This window comes from Melittangium boletus DSM 14713 (assembly GCF_002305855.1).
Classification (GTDB): domain Bacteria; phylum Myxococcota; class Myxococcia; order Myxococcales; family Myxococcaceae; genus Cystobacter; species Cystobacter boletus.
This window is the reverse complement of sequence record NZ_CP022163.1, coordinates 6961164-6976780: the sequence shown is the minus strand read 5'-3', so window position 1 is coordinate 6976780 and position 15617 is coordinate 6961164. Positions and strand designations below refer to the sequence as shown.

Genomic DNA, 15617 nt, shown 5'->3' with positions numbered 1-15617 from the left:
AACCCATGGGAGAAGTCACCTTTACCTGGGGGCGGTCATGTCCAGCAGCGCCATCGTCTCGGACAACAACGAAGCGGTGCTCGTCCAGAAATGGGAGCAGGAGTGGCGCCGCGTGCGGGAGTGGGTGGAGCCCCACTTCGCACGTCCGGAGACACGAGCCTCGGCGGAGGCTCTGTTGCAAGGGTTGCTGGCCCGAGTCGAGCGCAAGAACTCCTGGGGCTTGAGCGAGGAGGTGGGCAGGGCGACGCCCTACGCCTTTCAACATCTGCTCAACGGGGCGCACTGGGACGAGGACGCGCTGCGGGATGACGTGTTGACGTATGCCCGCGAGCGACTGGGCGAGGGGGGAGTCTTGTCCATGGATGAGACAGGCTTCTTGAAGAAGGGGGACAAGTCCGCGGGAGTGGCCCGGCAGTACAGTGGCACGGCGGGCCGCATTGAGAATTGCCAGATAGGCGTCTTCCTGGCCTACGTCACCGAGAAGGGCCACTGCCTGGTGGACCGCGAACTGTACCTGCCCGAGCACTGGCTGGAGGACCCGGACCGATGTCGTCAGGCGGGAATTCCACGGCGGGTGCGATTCCAGACGAAACCCGAGCTGGCGCGAGCCATGCTCCAGCGGGCCTTCGACGCGGGACTCCGTCCCGAGTGGGTGGTGGGAGATGAGGTGTATGGCCGGGATGGAGAGTTGCGACGGTTTTTGGAGAGCCAGTCGCAACGGTATGTCCTGGCGGTGGCCTCCAATACCTACGCCTGGCGCGGGGTGGAGCAGGTGACGGCGGGAGAAGTCTTGAAAGAGGTGAAGAGGCGAGAATGGACGAGGCTGTCGGCGGGGGCGGGAGCCAAGGGACCGCGCAGGTATGACTGGGCGCGAGTCCGAGTCAATTCGCATGAGGGGACCCAGGCGCGGTGGTTTCTCTTCCGTCGAAGCGTGTCGGAGGAGAGCGAGGTGAGCTTTTATCTGGTGCATGCACCGGCCACGACGTCGCTGGCCGCCATGGTGGAAGCGGCCGGCAAGCGCTGGCCGGTGGAGGAATGTTTCGAGTCGGCCAAGGGGGAGGTGGGACTGGACGACTATGAGGTGAGGAAATGGCGAGGGTGGTACCGCCACATGACGTTGTGCCTGGTAGCACATGCATTCCTGGCGGCCGCGCGAGTCATGGCCAACGCGTCCGAGAAGGAGCACCCAGTCCCAAAACGCCTGGGCCCGCCGCATCGAAGCAGTCGCATGGGAGCGTTTCGACGGCGGCGAGGCCTGTCCTTATCCGCTTCAGTGTTCAGGAAGTGAGACGTCTGATGTGGAAACTCGCGCGTTGGGTGGTGCGGCCCGCGCTGGACTTCATCCTGCGATGGAGCCGCTGGCGGCGCCATCATCAGGCCGTCGCCAAACTCTGCCACTACCGCCGCAGAGCGCCCAATATCCACGTCCAACTGTAGTACTAAAGAGCAAGGAGATCGTGCGCATGCGCATAAGAGGGATGGGGGGCCTGTTGAGGGGGAGAGAGGGTGCAGAGGGGCCACCCGAGCGATGCGCCCAACGGGGTGGGACGGGGCGGGATGACGAACCCCAGGAGAATCAAGGCGATAGCGGGTAACAGCGCGTCCTGCTTAGGGTTTTCCATCGCCTTGTTCACGGGTTCGATTCCCGCCGCTTCCACTAGAAGTTGCCCGCCGCCTTGAGTCGATGCGAGAACTGCCGGCGTGGCGCAACAGCGAAGCGGTCTGGTGAGCGCCATCGCAGCGAAAATTTCCTTCGCGCACTTGTCGATTCCATGCGTCACCATTCGTCGTCCGGATGCAGGATCCGTTATTCAACTCACCTTTCGACATGGGGACGTCATGAACAAGCAGATCATCTTCAACCTGCCGGTCAAGGACCTGGACAAATCCAAGGCCTTCTTTTCCGCCCTCGGCTTCAGCTTCAATCCACAAGTCAGCAACGAGAACGCGGCGTTCATGGTCATCGCGGATGACAGCATTCATGCCATGCTGACGACCGAAGCGTTCTTCAAGACCCTCATCGACAAGCCCGTCGTGCAGGCGAAGGAGGCCAACGAGGTCGTCATCTGCCTGAGCTGCGAGAGCCGGGAAGAAGTGGACAGTCTGATCGCCAAGGCCGTCGCCGCCGGCGGCCGTACTCCGCATCCGCCCGAGGACCACGGCTTCATGTATGACCAGGGCTTCGAGGACCTCGACGGCCACCTGTGGAACCTGGTCTGGACGGCGCCGCAGGCCTGATGCGGCCGGCCGGGCTGGCCGGTGGAGACGCTGCTGCTAGTCACCCAGGGCCAGCTCGCGCACCTGCTGCCGGTTGAAGGGCTTGCGCAGCTGGCGCAGGAGCCGGGACTCGCCGAACTCCGCCTGCAGCTCCGCCCAGGAGTAGTCCGAGTAGGCCGAGCAGAGCACCACCGGCAGCGTGGGGGCCACCCGCCGCAGGTGCCGCAGCGTCTCGGCGCCGTTCCAGCCCGGGGGCATCCGGTAGTCGAGGAAGACCAGGGCATAGGGCCGGCCCGCGGCCAGCGCCTCGCGCACCCGGGCCACGCCCTCCTCGCCCTGGTAGGCGGAATCCACCTCCACCACCGTCTTGTCCACGCTGGAGCCCGCGGCCTCGGGACCGAAGAGCGCGTCGGCCATCAGGTCCAGCTCGCCCCGGCTCTTGAGCGGCTCGTCGGTGAGGATGCGGCGGAAGTCGGTGTGGATGGCCTCCGAGTCGTCGATGACGAGGAGGCGCCTGGGGTTCGGGTGCGTGCTCATGTCTCCGCCTGGGCAGGGGGTGGGGGAATCACCAGCGTGAAGGTGGCGCCCCGGCCGGGGCCCTCGCTCTCCGCCTTGAGGACGCCGCCCAGTTCCTGGGCCGCCAGAGCGCTCGAGTGCAGGCCAAAGCCATGCCCCTCCTCGCGCGTGGTGAAGCCATACTGGAAGATGCGCGTGAGCAGCTCGGGCGCGATGCCCATGCCGTTGTCGCGCAGGGCGATGTGGATGGAGCCCTCGGCTGAGCGCTGCAGCAGCACGACGAGGCGCCGCGAGTCCTCGGGCACTGGATCCAGCGCGTACTTGGCGTTGCTCACCAGGTTGACGAGGATCATCAACATTTTGTGCTTGTCCGTGACGATGGGCGGCACGGGCTCCAGCCGCCGCTCCACCGTCACGTGGTGGCGCGTGAGGCCCGCGGCGTTGATGCGCAGCGCGTCCTCCACCAGCTCCGAGAGCACCACCGGCTCGTACAGGCGCGGCGTGCGGGCGTAGTCCTGCTGCACCTTGACGATCTCCCCGATGTGCTCGGTGTAGCGGCTGACGTCCTCCAACAGGGAGATGACCTCCTGGCGCTCGTCCAGCAGGTTCTGGCCGAGCTTGTCGAGAAAGGGCGTGAGCAGCTTGCCCCGCTCGTCCTCGGTGAGGAAGACGGCGAGATTGGCCTGCCGCGCCTGGAGCATCTGGGCCACCCGGCTCACATGGTCCAGGCGCATGCCCAGCACGCGCTCCTTGGCGACCTGGGAGGATGTGTAGACGCTCGTCAGCACGTTGCCCACGTTGTGCAGCACGTTGGTGGCGATCTCCGCCATGCCCGTGCGCCGCGCCGTCTGCACCAGCTGCTGGTGGACCGACTTGAGCTCGCGCGTGCGCTCCTCCACGCGCTGCTCGAGCCCCTCGTTGGCCGCGCGCAGGTCCTCCTCGCGGCGGCGCAGCCGGGTGGCCATGGCCTCGAAGGCCTTGCCCAGCTGGCCCAGCTCGTCCTCGCGCGCGGTGTTCAGGTTCACCTGGAAGTCGCCCGAGGAGATGCGCGCGGTGGCCTGGGTGAAGTCCAGCAGAGGCCGGCTGATCTGCTTGCGCAGCACCCAGGACATGATGACCAGCTCCAGGAGCAGCGACAGCACGCCGAGCAGCAGCACGATGCGCGCTGCCTGGATGGCGGGCTGGGACACCACGTGCTCGGGCAGCACGGTGACGAAGTTCCAGTCCGTGCCGTGCAGCCGCGCCACGGCGAGCCACACCCCTTGAGAGGGCAGCTCCACCACGGGCTCGCCCTGGCGGTTTCTCACGCGCTCCATGAGCTCGCGCAGCTGCTCCTGCTCCTCTTCGGGCATGAGCTGCCCGCCGGACGCCTTCATCCGCGGATGGGCGATGAGCTCGCCGTCGTCGCGGAAGAGGATGTTGTACGACTTGGGCAGGTGGTCATTGAGGGTGCGGCTGATCAGCTCCTCGAGCATGACGTCATGGCTGAGGGCCGCCACGTAACGGCCGTCCACGTCCAGGGGCGTGGTGACCGTGACCATCCACTTCGCGGCAACCTCCTCCTTGGAGACCCGGGTCCAAACCGGCCGCCGCGTGGGGTTGTTGCCGGGCAGGCTTGTCTGGAAGTACTCCAGGGAGAGCGGATTGAAGCTGGAGTCGACCTCCAGGTTGATGTTGGGGCGCTCGGGCCAGTAGGTGAGCATCGGCCCCTCGGGCAGGGTGATGAAGGTGTCGACGAAGCGGACGCGGAAGGCGGGGCCGTACTGGGCGAGCACGTCATACGCGACCAGGACGCGGTGGCGCAGCCCGGCATCCAGCGCGACGCCCGGGGGAATGAAGGCGCCCACCCACGGCGTGCCCTCGGAGCCCGCGGGCCGGGTGCGCACGGTGCCGTCGGGCAGCCGCGTGAACAGGCGGTGGAAGCGCGCGTCCTCGTCAGGAGCCGGGGCGGCGCGCACCCGCGCCTCCATGTCTCGGGCGAGCAGCGCCTGGGTGTCCTCGGCCAGCAGGAAGATGGACTCCTCCTGGGTGCCGCGCTGCTCCACGTACTGGGAGAGCTGCGCCAGGGCCTCGGCCCGCAGCGTGTGCCGCATGTGCAGGAAGCTGAAGAACGTCGACAGCGCGATGACCACCGCGATGCGTACCCCCATCTTGATGAGCGTCGAGCGAGCCAGGGGCGAATGCGGAGGAGGCAGGTGTGGCATGGTGAGCACGTGAAAAGGACTTCGGTATTCCCCTTAGCCCGCCCGGCGCGAGAGCTCCACGCACCCCAAGCGACTGAAGCCCTCATGGGCCCGGGTGAAGGCCGCCTCGCGCTCGGAGCCCTCGGCAGCTCCCACCCCCACAGCGCTTCCTCGTAGGGCATGCCCAGGGCTTGCGCCAGTTTCACGCCGCGCTGGAACGCCTGACGCGCCCGCCACGGGTGGCCCGACAGCCACGGCAGCCGGCCCCGGAAGCGCAGTGCCATGGGCCGCGCCAGGGCGAACTGTCCTCAGCACAGGCCAGACGCACGGAGGCCCATCTCCCTCCTGTGGAATGCCGGTGTCCGCGGGCGTGGACCGTGGACGTCGGCGCGCACGACGCGCTAAGAGCCTCTTTCGGTAGGAGCTTGGACGCTGAGGAGACGGCCGTGGAGGGAAAGAGCCCGGCATGGCCGTCTGACCGCATAAGTAGGAAGAAGGACATGACCTTGGCGGTTGACCTCATGGAGGCGAGGCCAGGAGCCATGGGAGTGGTGCATCAGGATGACGGGTGGCGGTTGCCGGACGAACTGTGGGCGAAGATGCAGCCCCTGTTGCCGCCGCGACCGCCGCATCCACTGGGGTGCCATAACCCACGAGTGCCCGACCGTCAGGCCATGGATGCCATCCTCCTGGTCCTGCGCACTGCCCTGCCGTGGGACGCGCTCAAGGCCACGGACATCTGCCATCCCTCCTCGGCCTACCGGCGCTTCCGCGAGTGGCTGGCGGCTGGCGTGTTCCGAGAATTCTGGCGTCAAGGGCTCCATGCCTATGCGGCCCTGGTCGGCATCGACTTGGAATGGCTGGCCCTGGATGGGGCCATGGCGAAGGCCCCGCTGGGAGGGGAGAAGACAGGGCCCAACCCCACCGACAGGGGGAAGAAGGGCAGCAAGAAGAGTCTGCTGACCGATGGGCGCGGCGCCCCTCTGGGCCTGAGGGTTGCTGGCGCCAACGTCAATGACCACAAGCTGATGCACTCCACCCTCCAGTCCCTCCCCGTGGAGCGCCCCTCACCCACAGAGCATGCCCCTCAAGGGTTGTGCTTGGACAAAGGCTACGACTACGACAGGGTGCGTGCCCTGGCCGTGCAGTACGGTTTTACCCTGCACCTGCGTCGGCGTGGCGAACCGGACCAGCCGCTGGAGAGCGGCAAGAAGGCCCGGCGGTGGGTAGTGGAGCGCACCCACGGGTGGCTTCAACAAGTTTCGCCGTCTGCTGGTGCGCTGGGAGAAGCGTGAGGACACCCACAGAGCGCTCCGTCCTCGGGCTCCAGGCGGGTGTCGAGGATGAGGCTGCCCGCGAACTCCTGATAGCGCTGAGCCCTGGCGATGGAGTCCAGCTCCACGCGGGAGCCCGCCACGCGCACGGGGACGGACATCATCAGCGCCGTCCTGGGACCCAGCCGGCGGGCCAGTCCGGGCAAATCCTGCTCGTCGATGCCCTGGCCGATGTGCTCCGCCGCGACGAGCAGGAAGTCCGGTTCCACCTCGAGCGCGACCCGCTCGAGGGCGTCGATCCGGGGCTCGCCCACCAGCACCACGGTCCCGATGCGCTCCTTGCGCGCCTGGGCGACGATGCGGCGGGAGAGCTCCAGCTCCGGTGCGGCGGAGGGCTCCACCCCCCAGGCGACATGCGTGGCGCCCAGGGCAAACAGCTGCTCCATTTCAGACAGCGTCGGCTTGCGGCAGTAGATCTGCTTTTGGATGGTCATTGGCTTTCCCGTGAGGAATTCGGCGGGGTTACCCGCGCGTGGCGATGAAGGGCAACTCGCGGAAGCGCTGCTTGTAATCCATTCCATACCCAAACACGAAGTCGTCGGTATCCAGGGTGAAGCCGACGTAATCGAGCGGGCGTTGGATGGAGGCGTGCCGGCTCCGATGCAGCAGCGCGCAGACCTTGATGTCCACGGGCTGGCGCAGCGCCAGGTTCTCGCGCAGATAGCTGAGGGTCATTCCCGTATCCACGATGTCCTCGATGAGCAGCACGTGCTTGCCACTGACCGGGAACGCCAGATCGGCCGTGGTCCGCAGGACGCCCGTGGAGCGCTCCCCGTCTCCGTAGCTCTGCAAACCCATGAAGCCGCAGTGCAACGTGATGGGCGCCACGCCGAGTTCCGCCTGGGCGAGCTGGAGCTGACGCAGCAGGTCCCCGAAGAACATGAAGCCGCCGCTGAGTACCCCCACGGCGACGAGTTCCTTGCCCGCGAAGTCCCGCGCGATCTCCCGCGCCAGCCCCGCCACCCGCTCGCCGACCTGCTCGGCGGTGAAGGTGATGCGCGAGGGGCCCCCGACCTGGGCGTCCAGCCATGAGCGGATGTCATGGCCCATCTGCGCGTTCTTCGTCTCGAGGTAGCTGGCGTTGTGGGGATTGGTCGTCGCGGGCATGGGCCGACGGCTCACGACGCGGATGCCGCTCGCCTCCAGGCCGGAGATCTTCAGCGGATTGTTGGTAAGCAGCGAGACGGAGCGCACTCCCAGGTACGCGAGCATCTCCCCGGCGATGGAGAAGTCGCGCAGATCGTCGGCGAAGCCCAGCGCGCGGTTGGCCGCGAAGGTGTCGAGCCCCTGATTCTGCAGCGCGTACGCGCGGATCTTGTTGCCCAGTCCGATGCCGCGTCCCTCCTGGCGCAGGTAGAGCACCACCCCGCGGCGTGCCTTGGCGATCGTGGTCAGCGCCGCGTCGAGCTGCTCGCGGCAGTCACACTTGAGCGAATGCAGGGCTTCGCCAGTCCAGCACTCCGAATGGATGCGCACCAGGACGTCCTCCCCCTCGCGGACGTCGCCAAAGACCAAGGCCATGTGCTCGTGGGATGGGGCGCCCCGCCCGACCACCCGCTCATCCACGAAGACGGTGACCTGCACATTCCCATACTCCGTGGGAACATGGGCCTGGGAGAAGAACGACAGCAGTCCAGCGGGAGTCCGCTCTTGAGAAGGATTGGGATTGGCTTGCATGGGAAGGATGTTTCTGGCGCTCACTGGCGTACTGGGGCGTCTTCGCGTTGAAGCCTTTCTATCCAATGGGCGGGAGAAACTGGAATGGGTCAGCATGGGCCAGACTGTCCCACCCATGGGCCACCTGGACCCAGGAGGGCCAATCAGGAGCTCCAGCCCGGGTCGCGGGTCCGCGTCCGGGCATGACTGGGTGGGGCTCGCCACCTCCGTGGAAACGCCCGACAATAGGAGAAACACCTACGGGAGCTTCCGCACAATCAACGTCCCGGCACCAAGGTTCGGCGTCAAGAGCAGGCCATTGTCGGCGTCGACGAAGATATCGGCCACACCGCGGAAGCCAAGGCCATCGACGATCACGGTCGGGTCTCCGCCGTTGGCGTCGATCCTGTAGACGCGGCCCTCTTCGAACACGCCAAGGTAGAGATTTCCGCTCGCGTCCTCACCGATGCCGTCGACGCCGCGAGGCACGGCGATCGTCCGCTGCCGGTTGTTCGCAATCTCGGTCAAATCGCCACCGAAGTAATCGGCGATGAGGATCTTGCCGCTCTTGCTCGCGAAGACGCCGTTGAAGATGCGGTTGTCTGTCGAGGCATCGAGCACCGTGGTCACGGTGCCGTCGGCGACATTGACGCGAAACACCCGTGCGGTCCGTGGCAGCGCCTGCGCCTCGGCGCTGTTGACCGGGAGCAAGGTGTTGGTGCTTCCCGCCGGGCGCATCTGGCTCGAAGGTCCCATCTCGGTGACGAGCAATGTTTTGCCGCCGGGCTCGACCGAGAGATCGTTGAGGTTGCTCACCGTGACGGGAAATCGGGTACTGTCAGCGACGACGCGCTTGTTTCCGTCTTTGTCCACTGCCCAGATGCGGTCCAGGTCGGTCACGACGAGCTCGGTACCGGTGAAGTCGAGGCCGCGCGGTTCTTTCATGCCGCTGGCGAAGACGCTGACCTCGCCATTTTCATTGATGAGCTTGATGGTACCGTCTTCGGCCGAGGCCACGTTCGTTTCTTGGATCGAGACGAAGTAGCGTCCATCGAAGCCACGGACCACGCTTTCAACGCGTGGTCCGACGATGTACGTACCTTCTGGTGGAGCGCGCGAGGGTTCCTCTTCCGTTGCCTGATCGCACGCGGCGAATCCCAATGCTGTCACTGCGAACACCGTGATGAGCGGTTGGCTTTTCTTCATGCCGCGAAAGCATAGGCTGGATGGAGTCCCTCTTGCTCGGTGGCGAAGGATGCATGGCGCCCAGGGTTGGCTGGGGCACATGCGCGGTGTTCACTTCCGCTGAGCAGGTACTCGGGCCGCCCGACCGGACGCCACACGTCGGGCCCGTGGCGGGTGAGGCCCGCATTGGTGGCGATGAGCAGGCATTGGAGGTGTGGCGCGCGGTGGGAGGGGCTGCACCTCCTGGCAGGGGGACCATGCGGACAAGCGCACCTGGGTTTCGCCACCACTTGGTACGAGCCCTGGCGCGCCCTAACCTGTCCACCAGGCGTCACGCGGGGGGGGAACATGGCGGGATGGGAGGCCAGGCTGGGCGTGGTTCTGGTGACATGCGGGATGCTGGAGGGGTGCGAAGCGCCTCTTGAGGCGGCGGACACGGAGGTGTCCTCTGGAGAACTCACCTCCAAGAGCTGGGAGGAGACCGAGTCGCTGGAGGCCTTCTGTCCCCCGGACGCGGCGAGCACCCAGCGGATGAAGTCCTCGCTCCCGCCTGCCGATGGCGCCCCGCCCCGTTCGATTCCGGCGCCGTACTCTTTCGTGAACTTCCAGGGCCGACTCTACTTCGTCGCGCTTGGCAACGACCCCGGGCTGACCTTGTGGCGAAGCGACGGCACACCGGCGGGGACGGTCGCGGTGAAGACCTTTCCGGGGCTGAAATCGCTGACGCCCTCCTCCTCCCGGCTCTTCTTCCGGGCGGTGGATGCCGCCCACGGCGAGGAGCCATGGGTGAGCGATGGCACCACCGCCGGCACACGGCTCCTGAAGGACTTGACGCCCGGAGTAGAGGGCTCCTCCCTGGTGGACATGACCGCCCTGGGCGAGCGGCTCGTCTTCTTTCGCCAGGTGAAGGATCCAAACACCTCGACCACGAGCTCCGAGCTGTGGACGTCGGATGGCACGACCCCGGGCACTGTGCGGCTGCGGGCCGCCCTGCCCGAGGTAATCCCCTCCTCCGGTGGGGGGTTCGGCGGCCCGGTCCCCTCCGAGGTGTTGAAGCTCGGCGGCGCGCTCCTGTTCATCACCCGGGACGCAAACGGCCTGGCGTTGTGGAGGACAGATGGCACGAAGGCCGGCACGGCGCGCCTCAAGGACGTCGGCGCCGCGGGCACGGGCGTGTACTCCACGCGCATGTCGGGCGGGTGGGCCTTCTTCTACGTGAAGGGGACCGACGGGACGACGGCGGTGTGGAAGAGCGACGGCACGAAGGCCGGCACGCAGCGGCTGCACACGTATGACTCCACGCTCTCGCCCCTCATGCTCGGAGCGCTGGGCTCCTCGCTGTACGTGACGACCACGTCCCCCACCACGCAGCGCATCGTCGTGAGACGCATTCCGCTGGCGGGGGGCTCCGAGACCCCTGTCGTCACGCTCCCGAACGAGTATGCGGACCAGGGCTCGGCGTATCCGTACGTGACCGGTGTCAGCGCGGTGGAGGGGGGCAAGAAGTTGTACTTCGCCCTGACCATCAGCGGCGAAAGACAAGCGCCACGGGACGCCCAGCTGTGGGTGACCGATGGGACGGCCGCGGGGACGTTGATGCTGCACCGGCCGCTGAGCCGGTCGGACGAGTACACCTCACCGCTCTACGCCGCGGCGGACGACCTCGTCTTTTTCAGTGCCGACGGGGAGAACACCACGGGCATCGAGCCCTGGGTGACGGACGGCACCCCAGCAGGCGCGCGGCTGCTCAAGGACCTGGTTCCAGGCGGTGAGTCCTCCTACCCGTACGGATTCCTGCGCGTGGGCCCACGCGTCTTCATCAGCACCGCCGACATCATTGATGGCGGCCAGGTGTGGGCCACGCACCTGCGCACCACGTGCTCGACCTCGGCCTCGCCGTAGCGGCCAGCGGGCGAGCAGGGGGTAACGGCAGTCAGCGAGGAATGACGGGTACAACCCGCGATGAACGCGTTGTACCCCCTTCCCGACTGCCGGTTGGAGCGAGCAGCGCCTCGCTACTGAATGCTCACGGGAATCGAGGACTGCCGCACGCCCTGCGCGTCATACACGCTGAGGGTGGCGTTGGAGTAATACCCAATCTCCATGTCCTCGGTGATCTCCTTGGTGGTGGGCTGACCCGCGTTGGACAGCAGGCTCGTGACGTTGTAGCAGTAGAAGTGATGCCCGTTGTGCTTCGGGTCGTAATTGGTCGCGCTGCAGCCCGACAACCGGGCCCGGTACTTGACCCGGATCCGCATCGTGCCCTTGGTGGCCGACAGCGTCGCACGCCGCATCTGGTAGGCGGGCACCGTCACGCTGATGGTATCCGCCGTTCCCACCGTGGTCGATACCGACTTGCTGCCGCCCTCGCCCCAGTTCCGGGCGTAGCTGAAGCTCGTCGTTGCCTCGATACCCGACCCGAAGATGGTGAAGCCATACTTGACGCTCTGGCCCACGGTGACGGTGTTGGAGCTCGACCAGGTGCTCGTCGAGGTGGTGTTGACCTGCGTGGACAGCTGGGTGGTGTAGGTCGCGGGGGTGCTGTTGTTCCTGTTGTCGAAGTCCCGATTGACCAGGGCGACGGGCTGGGTGGTGGTTCCCAGGACCTGGACGGAATAGGCCCCCACGGTCGTCTGGACCTCGGGCCAACCATAGACGGTATAGAGGTCGTTCCAGGGCGTGGGACTCCGGAGGAACGCATCCTCGGGCACGCGCCCGGAGTATTTCCCGACCCACGTCTTGATCGCCCCGAGGTTGAAAGTCCCTATCTCGAGGTTGTTGATGACGTGTGTCTCGGTCCCCGAGAACGACGGCGTCAGCTTTCCATTCGAATCAATGACGAAGTTCAGGTTGATGCTGCCAGCGAGGCTGGGAGAGAAAGCCGCATCGCTCGCGGCTTGCACGGGCTGACTGGGATCGGCTTGCTCCACCAGGATCTCCGGGGACTGCGCCTCGGTCACCGTCGGCGCGCTCTCCGCGACTGCCTGCTCCGAGCCACAACCCGTTGCGAGCGCGACGCTCAAGAGAAGCGCCCCCGTCGCGTACGACGACGCACGGGCCGAAGCGAGAGCAGGAGCGTGGCGAGAGTCATTGAGGCTGGGCATGCGTGATCCTTTTTGAATGGGTCGTTCTCAAGGGATGCTGCGGTTCGTTGCGCCAACAGAACTGTATAGACACTAAAACCGCATTCCAGGTCTACTGGTTTTTTCAGGCCCAAGCCGATTTTCATGAAGAACCGGAGGAACGCTCTTGGAAAGGCAGACTGTCCGACAGGTCACACACAGCGCCGCCTGAATCGAGTCCGCTGAGACTCATTGTTTGAGAAAAGCGTGGGTGACCCGGTTCGTCGGGGTAGATGCGAGCCGCTTGGCGGCGTGGGCTCGAGGAGGACACACGGACCCGGCCGGTGGGATGCAGGGGGATAAGTCAGCGCTTGCGCGGAGCGAGGGAGGGGGGGCGGCTCCGCTCGGGCGCCGGCGGCTGGGCGGTGAGGGAGACGGCCGCCGTCGCGCGCTTGGGCGCGGGCTTCGGGTCGGACGCGTGGCTCGCCGCCCACACCGTCTTCATCGACTCCTGAAACTCCCCACGCACCACGGCGCGGACGTCTTCCCTCACCACCGCGCGCACCTCCCGCCGGAGGATCTCCTGGAACGCCTCGCCCTGGAGCGCGGCCCTCAGCTCGCCGCGCACCAAGTCCCGGAGGTCCGCTTGCAACTCGTCGCGCAGACCCCTCCTGAAATCCGTCTTGAGCGACGCATCCAGCCCCTTCATGTCCGCATGGAGCGGATCCAACGCCTTGGTGATGCCATCGAGCGTCGCGCCGGTGACGGCCACGATGAGCTGCTGGGTGCTCTCGCTCTGGCTTCGCAGCTCCGTCTTGACGTTGCCCAGGGCATCCCGCACAGCTCCCAGTGAGGCGATCTCCCGTTTGAGCTCGTCCAACTCCCGGGCCCGCGAATCCAGCTCGCCCTTCTTCTGCTCGAGCAAGGCCTGGGTGTCGCGCAGCAGCGTCGTCTGCTGGGAGCAGCGCGCGTCGACGGAGAGCAGGTTGGCGTAGGTTCCGCCCGTCATCTGGCACATCGACAGCGTCTCCTGCTCGTCGAGCAGCACGAGCGACGCGCTCAGCGCGAGCAGGACGATGGAGAGCATGAGCAGCGCGGGACCGCGGGTGATGCGCAGGCGCGGATTCAGGCCCTGGCGATGGAGCCAGCCCCGCCGCTGAAGGCCCAGGACGCCCGCCAGGGAGATGACCACCAGCGACACCAGGGACAGCATCTTGCCCGGGGAGATCTCCAGCACGAGCCGGGAGAGCAGTTGGAGCGCTTCCCACGTCGAGCCCGTCTCGATGTCGAGGTTCGTCGTGCGGGGGACGCCGTTCTCCACACGGCCCCAGGTGGGCTGGTGGGCCTGACAGTGTCCTTTCATGGTGCGCGCCCACTCGGGCGTGGCCTCCACGAGCGAGGTGCTCGGGCACAAGCCGAAGATGTACTGCGTCGTGCCGGTGGTGAACGCGTGGTGCATCCGGTGGCGCTCGGACGACTTCGCGAGGGCCCACTTCCACGTGTATCCGATGGAGGCCATCGCCAGGGCGAGCACCAGCCAGGGCAAGGCGTGCTTCACGAGGTGTCGCGGGTTCATGGAAGAGGGCTCCGGGTGTGGACACGCGGGCGGTCAACGCGCCCAGGCGAAGATGTGTCAGCCAAGTCCGGGGAACAACGCACGGTCTCGCCGACTGTCGGGCAGCGGAGAGACTCGCGCCACGTCTCTGGGTAGGCTCCAGGGCCGTGCGTCTCCCCCTCCTCGGTGATCACAGCTGTCTGCTGGTGACAGCCGAGGGGAAGACGCCGCGCGTGCTGGGAACACCCCTCGATCTTCGCTTCCGCCTTCGCTGACCTCGCGTGGAGTCGCGCCCTGTATCGTTTCCGTCGCCGAGCGTCCGGCATGTACCCAGGCGAGCGGCCGGGCGCTTTTGGCGCTCACACTCCGCGTGCACACCTTGCCGGCCAACCAACCGGAGGGGAGATGGGCATGCGCAAGCACTGGGGGCTGATGAAGTGGGGCGTGTGCGCGGTACTCGTGGGGTGTGGTGCGACGCGCGAGGAGCCCACGTCAGAGCCCACGCCCGAGGCCCCGGCGCCCTTCCCGGACACGCCCGTGCCCGCCCAGCCGCCCGCGTCCACGCCCCCCACGGGTGAGGTGCCTCCTCCGGGTGAGCCCTCGACGCAACCCGAGACGCCCACTCAGGAGCCCACGGTGCCCGTGGTGCAGCCCCCGCCGTCGCCGGGCGAGGTCCCCCCCGTGAGCGCGGGCCTGGAGGGTTCCCCTACCCTCGAGCCCGTGGCCTGTGTGCCCTGGAAGGGAAAGGTGCCGCCCGTGCGCGCCACGGCGTGCGAGGGCACCTCGCTCTTCGCCAACGGCGACCGCGAGGTGGCCCGCTACGACGCCGACAGCCGCCTGCTGGAGCGGCGCCGCTACGGGCCGGATGGCACGCTGCAAGAGACCGAGCTCCACACCTGGAAGAACGGCCACGAAACGCTCCGCCGCTTCGAGTTCCCCGAGGGCTCCTGGGACCAAATCGAGTGGGCGTATGACGACGCGGGCCGGCTCGCGCGGCGGACCGAGACGTTCAGCGGTTCCGAGCCGCCCCGCGACGACCGCTACATCCGCGATGCGAATGGCCGTCTCGAGCGCATCGAGCGCCAGACCTCGAACGGGCAGGAGGGCCCGATCGTCTACCACTACAACGCGGTGGGCCAGCTGGTGGAGATCGACAGTCGGCCGGACTGCGACCTGAGAGTCGCCCGCTGCGAGACGTTCACCTACTGGCCCAATGGCCACGTGAAACAGAACGCGTGGACCGACGACCACCACATGAGCTTCACGAACCTGTACGACGACCGGGGCAACCTCGTGGACGAGCAGGAGCATGGCTTCGAGCATGGCCGATACACCGTCACTTCCCACGACGCGGCCCGCCGGGTGTTCCGAAGCTGGGAAAAATACGGCGGCTATTACCGCAGCCACGAGTTCGTGCGGACCTTCTATTACGACGCCTCGGGCCCGCTGCTGCTCGAGCGGCTCGGCAAGGTCTACACCCAGCTCTCGGGCCCCGGCATCGAATACCCGTTGGTGACCACGTACCTGACCACCACCCGCCGGCTCACGTACCTGTGCGGCACGAAGATCGTCTGGCTCGACGAGTGGGACAGCGACCAGAACGGCGTCGTGGATGCCCGGCGCACCCACGAGCGCGATGAAAAGGGGCGGCTCGTGCACGAGGAGTACTCGGGCACGCCGGGCCTGGACGAGGGCCCGGTGCGCCGCGACTTCAAGTACGAGTGTGACTAGCCAAGCAGCGCCTCGTGGATGGACATGCGGGTGCTGAGGACCGGGGCGCTCCGCCGCGATCCCTCGAGCCCTGAGCTCCTGGGGCCCACCACTTTCAAGGTCATGCGGAGGGTGCTACCATAGCGGTAGGTGGGAACGTGAAGGCCCATCCAGGTAGAGGTGGGTCCAGGCTCTCGGA

General features: G+C 66.8%; 13 protein-coding genes. 6 read left to right on the top strand and 7 right to left on the bottom strand.

Annotated elements, in window-relative coordinates; genetic code table 11:
* The first annotated feature begins 37 nt into the window (after positions 1-37).
* The 3 genes from MEBOL_RS29165 (at position 38) to MEBOL_RS29160 (ending at position 2238) form a co-directional block, all read left to right on the top strand.
* Entirely contained in the window at positions 38-1288 is a 1251-nt protein-coding gene (locus MEBOL_RS29165; protein WP_245918803.1) for an IS701 family transposase, read from the top strand.
* Positions 1289-1296: 8 nt separating this feature from the next.
* Positions 1297-1437 carry a hypothetical protein gene (locus MEBOL_RS42015; RefSeq protein ID WP_170115460.1) on the top strand — a complete coding sequence of 47 codons (141 nt, stop codon included), beginning with the start codon at positions 1297-1299 and terminating at the stop codon, positions 1435-1437.
* Between the two features lie 402 nt (positions 1438-1839).
* The gene (locus MEBOL_RS29160; protein WP_095980504.1) at positions 1840-2238 is read left to right on the top strand and encodes a VOC family protein; all 399 of its coding nucleotides are present in this window, start codon (positions 1840-1842) and stop codon (positions 2236-2238) included.
* A gap of 36 nt (positions 2239-2274) precedes the next feature.
* On the opposite strand, the gene MEBOL_RS29155 is transcribed toward MEBOL_RS29160, so the two are convergent.
* Together MEBOL_RS29155 and MEBOL_RS29150 are read right to left on the bottom strand one after the other, a co-directional pair.
* A complete protein-coding gene (locus MEBOL_RS29155; RefSeq protein WP_095980503.1) occupies positions 2275-2754 on the bottom strand; it encodes a response regulator in 480 nt (159 codons plus the stop codon).
* Positions 2751-4937, bottom strand: coding sequence for an ATP-binding protein (locus tag MEBOL_RS29150; protein ID WP_245920171.1), 2187 nt, complete (start codon positions 4935-4937; stop codon positions 2751-2753). The genes MEBOL_RS29155 and MEBOL_RS29150 overlap by 4 nt, the downstream gene beginning before the upstream one ends.
* 521 nt (positions 4938-5458) lie before the next feature.
* On the opposite strand from MEBOL_RS29150, the gene MEBOL_RS29145 reads away from it, so the two are divergent.
* Positions 5459-6263 (top strand): IS5 family transposase gene (locus tag MEBOL_RS29145; RefSeq protein ID WP_095983077.1). Its coding sequence is split into 2 segments (ribosomal slippage): positions 5459-6169 and positions 6171-6263, totalling 804 coding nucleotides; the frame shifts between segments, so codons are not numbered across the junction.
* Here the strand turns inward: MEBOL_RS29145 and MEBOL_RS42010 are convergent.
* The 3 genes from MEBOL_RS42010 to MEBOL_RS29135 form a co-directional block, all read right to left on the bottom strand.
* Positions 6169-6684 (bottom strand): hypothetical protein, encoded by a 516-nt coding sequence (locus tag MEBOL_RS42010; protein ID WP_170115410.1) that lies wholly within the window; start codon positions 6682-6684, stop codon positions 6169-6171. The two genes, MEBOL_RS29145 and MEBOL_RS42010, sit on opposite strands and share 95 nt — an antisense overlap.
* A 28-nt stretch (positions 6685-6712) precedes the next feature.
* Positions 6713-7927: a GTP cyclohydrolase II gene (ribA, locus tag MEBOL_RS43815; protein ID WP_157775629.1), complete on the bottom strand. Its 1215-nt coding sequence runs from the start codon at positions 7925-7927 to the stop codon at positions 6713-6715.
* Positions 7928-8164: 237 nt separating this feature from the next.
* A complete protein-coding gene (locus MEBOL_RS29135; protein WP_157775626.1) occupies positions 8165-9112 on the bottom strand; it encodes an SMP-30/gluconolactonase/LRE family protein in 948 nt (315 codons plus the stop codon).
* Between the two features lie 354 nt (positions 9113-9466).
* Between MEBOL_RS29135 and MEBOL_RS29125 the strand changes: the two genes are divergently transcribed.
* Positions 9467-10993: an ELWxxDGT repeat protein gene (locus tag MEBOL_RS29125; protein ID WP_245918939.1), complete on the top strand. Its 1527-nt coding sequence runs from the start codon at positions 9467-9469 to the stop codon at positions 10991-10993.
* 113 nt (positions 10994-11106) lie between these two features.
* Here the strand turns inward: MEBOL_RS29125 and MEBOL_RS29120 are convergent, their stop codons facing one another.
* Both MEBOL_RS29120 and MEBOL_RS29115 read right to left on the bottom strand, forming a co-directional pair.
* A complete protein-coding gene (locus MEBOL_RS29120) occupies positions 11107-12114 on the bottom strand; it encodes a follicular epithelium yolk protein subunit (protein WP_157775620.1) in 1008 nt (335 codons plus the stop codon).
* 403 nt (positions 12115-12517) lie between these two features.
* Complete coding sequence (locus tag MEBOL_RS29115) at positions 12518-13729, bottom strand: coiled-coil domain-containing protein (protein WP_095980499.1); 1212 nt, start codon at positions 13727-13729, stop codon at positions 12518-12520.
* A gap of 390 nt (positions 13730-14119) precedes the next feature.
* On the opposite strand from MEBOL_RS29115, the gene MEBOL_RS29110 reads away from it, so the two are divergent.
* Positions 14120-15439 (top strand): hypothetical protein, encoded by a 1320-nt coding sequence (locus MEBOL_RS29110; protein WP_095983076.1) that lies wholly within the window; start codon positions 14120-14122, stop codon positions 15437-15439.
* Positions 15440-15617 lie beyond the last annotated feature (178 nt).

What these genes read in the sequence shown, in the direction of transcription:
- MEBOL_RS29165 (WP_245918803.1), top strand. Translation starts at nt 38, where the DNA reads ATGTCCAGCAGCGCCATCGTCTCGGACAACAACGAAGCGGTGCTCGTC.
- MEBOL_RS42015 (WP_170115460.1), top strand. Translation starts at nt 1,297, where the DNA reads ATGTGGAAACTCGCGCGTTGGGTGGTGCGGCCCGCGCTGGACTTCATC.
- MEBOL_RS29160 (WP_095980504.1), top strand. Translation starts at nt 1,840, where the DNA reads ATGAACAAGCAGATCATCTTCAACCTGCCGGTCAAGGACCTGGACAAA.
- MEBOL_RS29155 (WP_095980503.1), bottom strand. Translation starts at nt 2,754, where the DNA reads ATGAGCACGCACCCGAACCCCAGGCGCCTCCTCGTCATCGACGACTCG.
- MEBOL_RS29150 (WP_245920171.1), bottom strand. Translation starts at nt 4,937, where the DNA reads ATGCCACACCTGCCTCCTCCGCATTCGCCCCTGGCTCGCTCGACGCTC.
- MEBOL_RS42010 (WP_170115410.1), bottom strand. Translation starts at nt 6,684, where the DNA reads ATGACCATCCAAAAGCAGATCTACTGCCGCAAGCCGACGCTGTCTGAA.
- ribA (WP_157775629.1), bottom strand. Translation starts at nt 7,927, where the DNA reads ATGCAAGCCAATCCCAATCCTTCTCAAGAGCGGACTCCCGCTGGACTG.
- MEBOL_RS29135 (WP_157775626.1), bottom strand. Translation starts at nt 9,112, where the DNA reads ATGAAGAAAAGCCAACCGCTCATCACGGTGTTCGCAGTGACAGCATTG.
- MEBOL_RS29115 (WP_095980499.1), bottom strand. Translation starts at nt 13,729, where the DNA reads ATGAACCCGCGACACCTCGTGAAGCACGCCTTGCCCTGGCTGGTGCTC.
- MEBOL_RS29110 (WP_095983076.1), top strand. Translation starts at nt 14,120, where the DNA reads ATGCGCAAGCACTGGGGGCTGATGAAGTGGGGCGTGTGCGCGGTACTC.